This window comes from Bacteroides mediterraneensis (assembly GCF_016900355.1).
Classification (GTDB): Bacteria; Bacteroidota; Bacteroidia; order Bacteroidales; family Bacteroidaceae; genus Phocaeicola.
The window spans coordinates 81,391-89,917 of the sequence record NZ_JACJKA010000015.1 but is presented as its reverse complement, the minus strand read 5'-3'; the positions used below and the strand labels follow the sequence as shown (position 1 = coordinate 89,917).

The window sequence follows — 8,527 nt, the reverse complement described above, 5'->3', positions numbered from 1 at the left end:
AAACCCACTTGCGTGACCTGTTCGACAAGACTAATTTCAATGATGTCAAAGATCTAAATGATCCCCTGATTCCGGGGCTTTTTGATTAATTGTTTAACTCGTCCCATTTTAACGGGACACTAATGTATTAGGGTAATTCTTACTTAATACAAAGGTACAAAAATTAAAGGATGAAAAGAATAATAAAACAATGTTCTTTCCATCCTTTATATAATTCTTTGTGATAATTACGAAAGATAAACTTATAGATCAGATTTCTCTGAATATTTCTGTAGATAATAGGCTTTTGGTGAAGTTTCCACTGCGAAAACTCGGACAATAACATATTTGGAATTATCGTCAGTCTTTTCAATATAATCCCATTCTTTGGGCTGGAAGTTCAGTGGAAAAAGATCGCTTTCTGATACATTGCCGACAGTAGTCTTGACTTCAAAAAACAATTTTTTCCCGTCAGTCAATGTGACTTCAAAGTCATAATCGTGTGAGGTAGTACATAAATAGTATGTTTCGCCATTCCAATGAACACAACGGGAATCTGTAGTTGATGGTGTAACCAGATTACTCCATTTAACATTGTTGATTCCATATTTTCTACACAATTCTTGATAGACAAAACACTCTCCTTCATCACCAATCTGTATCTTTCGTTGTTTTGTAGTCCAATCTTTTATCTGTGTTAAATCAAAATCACCTTGCTCTTTTTGAAGTCTATCAAAAATTTCATTCAAATCAAAATTGGGGAATTTTTCTTGTATTAGTTTCAGAGTTTCCAATTGACCTAGTTCTTTGTATAATTCGTCTTTTTTCTGACTCAATTCCTGAATGACGGTCTTGTTCTCAAAAAGTTGTTTAATTTCATTCCTACTATTTACCAAGTCATTCATTTCATCCAAAGTAAATGCATCGTGCATCTTCTGAAGTTGTTTGCGAGTTTCTGGGTCATATAGTAGATCCATTGCCATATCATTCCTTCTGTTATATACTTCTTGCATCAACTTACTATCCTGGGTATGGACTTCTGATTGGAAATAGTTCACAATTCGTTCTACAGCATCTTTTACAAGTTCCCTATTCTTACTATTAAGATTTTTATAGCAATATGTGACACATTCATTTATGATACCTAAAATCACACGTTTAGTGTCATCTTGTGCCCATTCTGTATGCCTAAACCCTGGCTTCAATACATAACTTAATATGTTGCGTTTAACATTTGCATTCTCTTCAAACGGACAATCGTTTAATAATCCTTTTTCCAAAATAGGTATCAGTTCTTCGATATCATTTAAACAAGAACCGTCATACATTTTGTCTTTGATTGGATGTAGGTTTCCATAGTAATCGGGTATTATCAGTGTCTCGTCCGATATATGTAATCTTGCTTCGGAGATATAATCAATATAGTTGTCCAACCATTTAATAGCAGGGATTGTAAATGAAGACTCATCTACTTTTTGGAGTTTCTTATCCAGCATATCTAAAGAACCTGCATCTGTTATTTCGTTTGCAAGGTGACAAGCTATTACCTTAACAGATTCTCGCCACAACGAGGTGTCGGAGCATTCTATTTCTGTCTGTCTCCCTGAATAATGGACAAACATATCATATACGTTTAATAATTTATCAAACCAATTCTGTCCTGAGGGTTTTAGGTGGATTATGTATGAGGCAACATCGATTTTAGTTTTAAGTTCTTTATTTTTATCAGTATAAAATGATTCCAGGTTTTTTACTATGTTGGCGAGTTGCAATGGTACAATGTTCAACCTATTGTTTATTTCAAATTGATCATGTATCAAATTTGCCTTGATATCAATGCCAGATACAGCAAAATTCTCACTTAAGAGTTCACGTGGCACGTTGCCTATTGTATGTAATTGATCCAAGGAACAGTATACTCCATATCCATTTGGAATAAGATTCCAATGTTTCCCATCTTTGCCAGACTGATTGTCCCCAGATAATTCCTCTTGGTGCAAATATCCGTTGTTTATCGAGAAATTAACGAAATTATTTAACCATTTTATAGTACAATATTTATTAGTCTGATCATCTCCACTCTCATTTATTGTGTCCAATTGTTTCTTTGAAGCGACTTGGTCTAAAAATTGCCTCATCAACCATTTGTCCGTATCTTCCCATATCTCAGCCGAAAGATTGATTTCTACCCCATTTGTTACTTCCTGTTGATATATTGCTTTGAAGAATTCAATTATTTGCAATCGTTTATTTCTGAAGTTCTTTCTGTTATCATTTTCGGCATTGGTCGGGATAGCTATGATTATGGGAAGCAACAGCTCCATCACATTTGTTTTACTATCGATAATATCTTTGCATCGTTTTTTGATGGCATTGACCACATCTTCTTTTTCAATCGCTTCTAAGGAAATGTTATTTATTCCGTCAAGGAGTAATTGTTCGTCCCAATTCAGCCCCAATTTCTTCATGAAAGCATAAGTAACCTCTTCAATATCTGCACCATTTTTCAACGGTTTTTCTCCAGATACACAAACAAAGTTTTCTTTTCGGTTTGGGACAATCCTTTTTTCATTGATGATGGATGACTTTGCTTCAGAGAGCCATTCATAAAAACGATTCAACCATTCAATAGAGTTAGATTGTTCAATCAAGGCCAAAGAATTTATATTCCCCGCTTCTTCAATGAAGTTTGCAATATCGTTGGTGTCAACAATTTGGAATATTGATTGTTCTGATTTGTCAATGCTTTCTTTAAAACCATCAGTAAATTTGTAAGCTCCCCATTTGTTTTTTATCCAATACTTAAGCTCACCAAAAACAGGCATGGAATTTCCATATATGTTATTACATATTTCATAGAAATTCGATTTGATATTTGCCGGAAAATAAAGATTATCTTCTTTTATTGACCTCAATCCGTCATTAGTTTTTACTATTGATTTGCGAACTACTATTTCGCGTAATGGAATTATGTATCGTGCAGCCAAACAATCCTTTTCTTCTTCTGTCCAGCCGGAACCATTATCTAATATTTTCCCTAATCCGTTTCCAAGATTGTATAAATCAGTGTATTCGTTTGTGATAAGATAATCAATTAATTCCTCATACATAGGAACAGAGCGTTCCAGTATCATCCAATTTATCCCATTTGGGAAAATCTCTTCTTCGTTACAATTCGTTTCATTATTATATCTTTTACTTTTGCGTATTTTCTTTAGATATAATGCTGTTCGTTCTGTTACAGGTTCAAAATCATTACTATTGATATAGAATGGCAATGTCATTCTTTCAAATCCAATAAGGGGCAAAGAACAATAGACCGATGGAGAAACGTCATAAGAGATGGGTTTCACTTCTTTTCTGTCATTTACCTCTATGGCTAATTGTAGCCGAAGATTGCGCTCAATTTTTTTAAATAATGTGAGTTCTTGATTTGGTTCTTCTATTGAATTGACAATGAAAATTCTGTTTTGAGAATAACAGCCCTTAGTTTCCTCGAATTCACATTGAACGAAAGTTCCTTGAATGGGCTTGTCATTCTCCTTGCGGCATATTTCATAATAAATTTTATCTATTTCATCATTTATTGTAATAGATTTAATCGTTGGACAGAATGTCATGGTTTGTGCAGAGTTGTCCATCAGATTGGCAATACCCATACGGGCGGGTCTAATCTTGTCTTCACTATCCAAATGATAGATGAATTCAGTGATTAGATGACCATCTTTCCTTTCTATTTCACGTTCATTATATCGTGTTTCTTCTTCAGTTCTAATCAGTCCTTTTTTAAGCTCATCATCAGTAGTACCATCACGATATAATGTCATATCGACAGACACCAATCCTTTGTCCTTCGTTTCTAATGCCCCCTTTATATCGATAATACGAGATAATGCGTGAGTCGTTAAGAAGCCTGTTCCGAAGCGTCCTGTGCTTTGCTTATCTCGTCTTATGCCATCTTCTGTTATCTCTTCACTTCTTTTTTCTGCACTGAATTTCCATTTTAATCCTACCAATGCCTTTGCCGAGAAGGGGGCTCCGTTATGTGAAAAAGAAAGGCATTGATGTCCCTTATCATCAATATATCGACGAAAAACAACATCTACAAATTTATCTTTCTCTCTTTTTACCACGGTATCTTTCGCATTTTGTATCAGTTCCCATGGCCAACGTTTGCAATCAACGTCTCCTGGATTGTCTAAATCACGTAATCTTGAACCGACGCTATTACAGTATTGTTCATACATTACGTCATTCTCTGCTATACGGATATCATCCGGTATATACTTTCCTGTTTCCATATTTTTTTGTTTAATGATAAGTTATTACATTGTAAAATGATATATTAAAGTCACGAAGGATAGACTGAATGCCACACTCTTTACCTAAAGGTCATAGGAATCCTCGGATACAGATGTAACAAAGTAGCCCACGGTATAGCGTGAGAACCACTATGCTATTCTTGTATCCAATTTGAAAATCTCCTACGTTTTCAAGTCCAAGATATGTATGACGCTTCTTCTTTTTCTCGTATGTTTTGGAATGAGTTTCTTCAATCCGCTTATAAAAGTAGGAGATTTTTCTGATAATTCCCTATCTTCTAATGTTTTTATTCGCTTTGGGAGTGGACTTTAGAGTACATTCTATATTTTCAGCCCTTTATCCTGTTTTGTATAAGCAATCTCCAACCCATTTCTCCAATCATGCGTTCTCTCCCTGAACCATGCATAAGCGGAATATCATTCACGTATATATGGTAATATCCTTTCCTGTTCTTGTCTTCCTTAAATATGAATGCTGTATTTTCGTCATGGAACTTTCGGTTGAACTCAGGAGAATAGAAATCACCTTTCAACTTCACCTTCTTCAACTTGCACAATTCTAGGATTATCCTTTCAGAGACATGCAGGGTATTTCGGCTGAAGTTAATTAGCGATAACAGCTTTTCTATATGAGATAAGTATTGTTGTAGCTTATCCACATATTCATTAAACTTGTTACGTTCCTTCTTACTGTTCCATTGTTTTGATATGTTGTATCAATTCTTTGTCCTAATTTTCAAGTGTGGATATACGTTGTTGTAAATCCTCCCTTTTGTCCTTATTTTCTTTGGTATCTTCAAGTTTTCATTGATTGTAACCTGTCCCATTGATAGGGATAATGCTTTTCAATTGTTTACCCAACTTTTGGATTATCTCTTAACTCTTTAATTCTCAAACCCTGTTGCGTTTATCTGCTGCAATTCGGTGGATATTCCAAAGATTATCCGTAAGTTTGTAAAAGCAGTATCCCTCATTTCAGATAAGAAGCCTAATCTGTCTTGCTTGGCATACAGCTTTTGAAGAACTACGGAAAGAAAATAGTTTTACAGCATATCCCTATGAAAACAAAGAAGAAAACCATCCTCCGTTTGCTCGTCGCCCTGGTCGTGGTGCTGGGGGTGGTGTATGCCTCCTTGCCCTACTATGCCCGTCAGGCGCTCATCCACTGGATGCCTGTCATCGACGACCTGGAAACCTTTCACCGACATACGGTACACCATAATCCCGACGACGTGTGGCACTGGCCCCTTTCTGCCGACTATAACCGCTACCGACTGACGGAGCAGGATACACACTATCTGGACAGCCTGCGCACCGTGTCGTTTCTCGTCATTCGTCGTGACAGCATCCTTTTTGAGAGTTATCGTGACGGGTGGAACGACACGTTGACCTCGAACCTTTATTCTGCTACAAAGACCATCGTGGGACTGTTGACGGGTGTGGCTCTCGACGAAGGAAAAATTCATAGTTTGGATGACCCCGTATCGCGCTACATTCCGACCTATACGAAAGGGATGCAGGCTGATGTCACCCTGCGCGACTTGCTGACCATGAGCGGCGGTATGGCGTGGGATGAGGCGTATGCGTCACTCTTCTCCGTTACTACGCATGGCTACTACGGCAATGATTTGTATGACTTGGTGACGGGCTTGGAGGTGACGGAAAATCCCGGCGTGCAGTATTCTTATCGTAGCGGAGAGACCCAACTGCTGGCTTTTGTGATTGAAGCGGCTACTGGGCAAACACTAAGTGACTATGCTGAAGAGAAACTCTGGCGTCCGATGCAGGCCGAGCGCGATGCTTACTGGCTGCTCGATAAGAAAGACGGCGACGAGAAGGCTTTCTGCTGCTTCCATACCACGGCCCGCGACGTAGCCCGTTTCGGAAGTCTCTTGTTGCATCGCGGCAATTGGCACGGCCGTCAACTGGTATCCGAGGCCTATATGGACGAGCTGATGCGTCCCGCTTCGTACCTGAAAGACCAGTGGGGCAAGGATTCACTCAGCTACTACGGTTTTCAGACGTGGATCATGGATTATCACGGGATGCGTTGTCCTTACATGCGCGGTATGCTGGGGCAATACATCATCGCCATCCCCGCACTGGATGCCATCGTGGTACGCCTGGGTCGCAAGCGTAGCGACGTATATCACCGCGAGCTTACGACCGACATCACGCGGTATATGGACATCGCTCTGAAGATACTGAAAGAGAATCAGTGAAACGGGTACACACCTCCGAGTTATTGTTACATACCTACTGCCTGTTCTCCGCTATATTTGCATAAAGACTAAAAAGACAGGAGATTATGGATCGAAGGAATTTTCTGAAACAGGCTTCCGGTTACACCTTGGCCGCAATCGGAATGATGACAGGCATGGGGCAGGTCTTTGCCGGAACGAGGCCGAGGGGGGAGAGCGCAGCAGATGCGTCGTCAAACAATCGGGTACAAAGAAAAGAGATGGAACACCGCAAACTGGGCGGGATGGAAGTTTCTGCCATCGGCTTGGGGTGCCTGCCGATGGTGGGTTACTATGGAGGCAAATATGAGAAGAAGGAGATGATAAACCTGATTCGGCGGGCATATGACCAAGGGGTTACGTTGTTCGACACGGCAGAGGTTTACGGGCCTTACACCAGTGAGGAATGGGTGGGTGAGGCCGTTGCCCCATTTCGTGACAAAATTAAAATCGAGACGAAGTTTGGCTTCGGGGTAGAAGAGGGGCAGCCGACCGCCCTGAACAGCCGACCGGACCATATCCGTCGGGCGGTGGAAGGTTCGTTGCGCCGTTTGCGTACAGACCACATCGACCTGCTCTACCAGCATCGTGTAGATCCGAATGTGCCGATGGAAGAGGTGGCCGGGGTGGTAAAAGACTTGATGCAGGAAGGGAAAGTCTTGCATTGGGGATTGTCGGAGGCAAGTGCTCGTTCCATACGTCGGGCACATGCGGTATGTCCGCTTTCAGCTGTGCAGAGTGAATATGCCATTTGGTGGCGCGAACCGGAGACCAAAATCTTTCCCACGCTTCAGGAACTGGGCATCGGCTTTGTACCATATTGTCCGCTGGGGCGGGCTTTCCTGACGGGAACAATCAACGAACACAGCCGTTTCCAAAAGGGAGACAGGCGGTATAATCTGCCCCAATTCCAGCCTGAAGCATTGAAACACAATATGCCGTTGGTTTATCTCGTGGAGGAATGGGCGAAACGTAAAGGGGTGACTCCGGCGCAGTTCGCTTTGATTTGGATGCTCTCGCGTAAATCGTGGATTGTCCCTATTCCCGGAACAACCAATCCTGACCATCTGGATGACTTCCTCGGTGCCGCTTCCGTACGGCTGACTCCTTACGAAATGGAGGAGTTTGACGCTGCCTACGCCAGGATAGATCTGATGGGGCACCGTGCCGACCCGTTCACAGAGAGTCAAATAGATAAATGATTTTACCATTATACAGATAATTTGGAGGTCATCATCCAAGAAGAGAGGTGCATGAAAGTGTTTGTGGGGTTTATAAGTTCATTTTCAGTGAAATTGGTATAAACACAGAGGATATGTCTACCCTGTATCGGGTGGTGTTGTCGTATCTTTATCACATAGAAAGAACCAATCAATTAAAGACAATATGGAAGATATTTTCAAGAAAGACTTGTCGGGAGAAATGGTTTCTCCCAATGAACCGGGATATGACAAATTAATCAATGCGATTTGGGACACCATGAAGCTGGCAAACGAATTGAATACCGGCTGGCATACGCCTGAAGAAGTGCGCGACTATCTGTCTCGTATTACAGACCGTGAGATTGATTCGTCGGTCACGCTGCTACCTCCGTTTTATGTGGATTACGGGAAGAACATCCGCATAGGGAAAGGTTGCTGGATACAGCAGGGGTGCACTTTCTTCGACCGGGGTGGCATCACGTTGGGCAACGGCGTGTTCATCGCCCCGAAAGTGAACCTTATCACCATCAACCATGACCCTAATCCGGACAACCGCAGTGCCACTTACGGGCGTCCCATCGTCATTGAAGACAAAGTATGGATAGGCATCAATTCCACTATCCTGCCCGGTGTGACTATTGGTTACGGTGCCATTGTTGGGGCAAACAGCGTGGTGACGCACGATGTGCCGCCGATGACGGTAGTAGGCGGCAATCCGGCGAAGGTCATCAAAGAAATTAAATGCAGAGCAACAACGACAAGTACAATAACCGGGGAATAGAAG

The 8,527-nt window shown here is 41.1% G+C and carries 4 protein-coding genes; 3 read left to right on the top strand and 1 reads right to left on the bottom strand.

What is annotated here, in order from left to right; all coding sequences use genetic code 11:
* Positions 1 to 242 precede the first annotated feature (242 nt).
* Positions 243 to 4,280 (bottom strand): protein NO VEIN domain-containing protein, encoded by a 4,038-nt coding sequence (locus H6A28_RS09490; RefSeq protein WP_204479957.1) that lies wholly within the window; start codon positions 4,278 to 4,280, stop codon positions 243 to 245.
* A 1,079-nt stretch (positions 4,281 to 5,359) separates the two neighbouring features.
* On the opposite strand from H6A28_RS09490, the gene H6A28_RS09485 reads away from it, so the two are divergent.
* The 3 genes from H6A28_RS09485 to H6A28_RS09475 all read left to right on the top strand — a co-directional run bounded on the left by H6A28_RS09485 (position 5,360) and on the right by H6A28_RS09475 (position 8,524).
* Positions 5,360 to 6,523, top strand: coding sequence for a serine hydrolase domain-containing protein (locus H6A28_RS09485; RefSeq protein ID WP_204479955.1), 1,164 nt, complete (start codon positions 5,360 to 5,362; stop codon positions 6,521 to 6,523).
* Between the two features lie 239 nt (positions 6,524 to 6,762).
* Positions 6,763 to 7,743, top strand: coding sequence for an aldo/keto reductase (locus H6A28_RS09480; protein WP_430641274.1), 981 nt, complete (start codon positions 6,763 to 6,765; stop codon positions 7,741 to 7,743).
* A 184-nt stretch (positions 7,744 to 7,927) separates the two neighbouring features.
* The gene (locus tag H6A28_RS09475; protein ID WP_204479951.1) at positions 7,928 to 8,524 is read left to right on the top strand and encodes a DapH/DapD/GlmU-related protein; all 597 of its coding nucleotides are present in this window, start codon (positions 7,928 to 7,930) and stop codon (positions 8,522 to 8,524) included.
* Positions 8,525 to 8,527 lie beyond the last annotated feature (3 nt).

Coding starts and splice junctions, on each gene's coding strand:
- H6A28_RS09475 (WP_204479951.1), top strand. CDS start 7,928: ATGGAAGATATTTTCAAGAAAGACTTGTCGGGAGAAATGGTTTCTCCC.
- H6A28_RS09480 (WP_430641274.1), top strand. CDS start 6,763: ATGGAACACCGCAAACTGGGCGGGATGGAAGTTTCTGCCATCGGCTTG.
- H6A28_RS09485 (WP_204479955.1), top strand. CDS start 5,360: ATGAAAACAAAGAAGAAAACCATCCTCCGTTTGCTCGTCGCCCTGGTC.
- H6A28_RS09490 (WP_204479957.1), bottom strand. CDS start 4,280: ATGGAAACAGGAAAGTATATACCGGATGATATCCGTATAGCAGAGAAT.